The organism is Paenibacillus xylanexedens (assembly GCF_007676705.1).
Lineage (GTDB): Bacteria > Bacillota > Bacilli > Paenibacillales > Paenibacillaceae > Paenibacillus > Paenibacillus xylanexedens_C.
In genome coordinates, this window is sequence record NZ_VEBF01000332.1 from 1 (window position 1) to 270 (window position 270).

Sequence of the window (270 nt, forward strand, 5' to 3'; positions counted from 1 at the left end):
GGGAAAAGTGGGGAGTGAGTGAGGAAAGGCGATATGGTGTTTAGGGTTGATAGTTCGAGGTTAGAAAGAGAAGTAGAACAGTTGGAGAGTGATGTGGAGAAAGGTGAAGTGGAAAATAAGATGAATGAGGTTAGCGTGGATGAGGGGAATATGAGGGAGTGGGTTGGCGTGAGAGAAGAAGAGGGCAAGAAGGGATTTGGAGACCGGGAAGGGAAAGGGGTGAGGAATGAGTTGAATGAGAAAGTGGTGGTCGTGAGGGAGAAAGAGATA

1 protein-coding gene is annotated in these 270 nt (G+C 47.8%); it reads left to right on the plus strand.

Features of this window, described 5'->3' with window-relative positions:
- Positions 1-18 precede the first annotated feature (18 nt).
- On the plus strand, positions 19-270 hold a 252-nt coding region (locus FS628_RS30615), incomplete at its 3' end, for a hypothetical protein (protein ID WP_145326684.1).